The following is a 1,845-nucleotide window of genomic DNA, read 5'->3' on the forward strand; positions in this document are numbered from 1 at the left end:
GGTCGAGGCCGAAGACGCGCGCCCCGCGGCCGGCCAGCTCGCGGGCCGTCGCCGCGCCCAGCCCGGAGGCGGCACCCGTGACGAGCGCGGCGCTGCCCTGCACGCGCATGGAACCGTCCCCCCGCCCCCGCTGCGGCCCGCCCCCCGGCCCGCTCGGGTGCCGAGGATAGGGGCAGCGCGGCACTCGCGCCGGGCCCGCCGCCGGCGGGGGAGGTCGTTCGACCCTTGACAACCTGCGCCGGGCAGGACGAGGCTCCCGCACCGGAACCCCGCGACCCCGTTCAGCGCCGAGCGATCGCGGCCCGAACCCGGTCCCGCACGCGGTTGCAGGACCGATCGCCGCGCCCCGTCGGCCCCGTCCCGCCGACGTCCCGACCCCTGGTCGACCCGCCACCCGGACCCACCGAGCCGCTCCGGAGCACGCCATGCGACGACGCACCACCACGGCCGCCACCCTCCTGGCCCTGACCTGCCTCGCCCCCGCCGCCCCCGCCACCGCCACGACCGGCGAGCACGACCCCGCCCCCGTCGTGGTGGCCACCGGCCTGGACAACCCCCGCCAGCTCGGCTGGGACCGCGACGGCGCCTCGCTGCTCGTGGCGGAGGCCGGCAGCGGCGGCGACACCTGCGCCGGGGAGGGACCGCAGCGCCAGTGCGCGGGCCTGACCGGCGCCGTCGGCCTCGTGCACGACCCCGGCGCGCGCACCGGCGGCGCGCCGCACCGCGTCGTGACCGGCCTGGCGTCGATCGCCGCGCCCGACGGCAGCTTCGCCGTGGGCTCCGACGGCGCCGCCGCCACCGAGCTGCCCGGGATCTACGCGGCCGCCATGACGTACGTCCCGCCCGAGGCGTTCCCCGGCGTCGACCTGCCCGGGGGGTTCGCCCGGCAGCTCGGCAGCGTCGTCCTCGGCGGGCACGGGTACTCCTACCCCGTCGTCGACCTCGCCGCCGCCGAGGCCCGCCTGAACCCCGACGGGGCGCAGGTGGAGTCCAACCCCTACGGGATCCTCGTCGTGCCGCGCACCGCCACCACCCCCACCCACGCCCTCGTCGCCGACGCCGCGGCCAACACGGTGTGGCGGGTCGGCATCGGCGGGGACCTGCGCCCGCGGGTCAGCGTGTTCGCCACCTACCCCACCCCGCCGGACGACGACACCACGCCGGAGTTCGTGCCCACCTCGCTGGCCCGCGACGCCGACGGCAACGTCTACGTCGGCGGCCTCGGCAGCGAGCAGCCCGGTGCGGCCCAGGTCGTGAAGTACAGCGCCGGCGGGCGGGAGCTGCACCGCTGGACCGGCTTCACCGGCGTCACCGGCGTCGCCGTCGCCGGGGACGGCACCCTCTACGTCTCGCAGCTGTTCGGCGCCGGCGCCCCCGGCGGTGGCGAGGACGGGGAACCGGTGGCGCCGAACGACGACGTGCCCGGTCCCGGGCCGGGTGCTCCCGGCGACGTCGTGCGGGTCGCGCCCTCGGGCGAGCGCACGTCGGTGCCGGTCCCGTTCCCCGCCGGCCTCGCCGTCGACGAGGAGGGGGCCGTCTACGTCTCGGCGTGGAGCGTCTCCGACGCCGACGGCGCCCCCGCCGGCCCGGCCGGGCCCGCCACCCCCGGCGGGCAGATCTGGCGGCTCGGCTCCTAGAGGTGCCGACGGGTCCGGACGCCGCGGCGTCCGGACCCGTCCCCACGTCGTCCCCACACCGTTCCCACGGCGTCCCCACCACCCCGCGGTGCCGTCTACGCTGTGGCCCGGCCGCCGTGCGGCCCCGCCCGTGCTGACGACCGCGGGCCGCGACGGATCGGGAGCGGTGTGGACGCGGTGGAGGAGCGGGAGCGGCGGGGTCCGGTCG

The 1,845-nt window shown here is 79.2% G+C and carries 1 protein-coding gene; it reads left to right on the plus strand.

Features of this window, described 5'->3' with window-relative positions:
* Window positions 1–425 precede the first annotated feature (425 nt).
* A complete protein-coding gene (locus ABEB16_RS06405) occupies window positions 426–1,637 on the plus strand; it encodes a ScyD/ScyE family protein (protein WP_345711427.1) in 1,212 nt (403 codons plus the stop codon).
* Window positions 1,638–1,845: the final 208 nt, after the last annotated feature.

Origin of the sequence: Kineococcus glutinatus (assembly GCF_039542765.1) — a bacterium.
Taxonomy (GTDB): domain Bacteria; phylum Actinomycetota; class Actinomycetes; order Actinomycetales; family Kineococcaceae; genus Kineococcus_A; species Kineococcus_A glutinatus.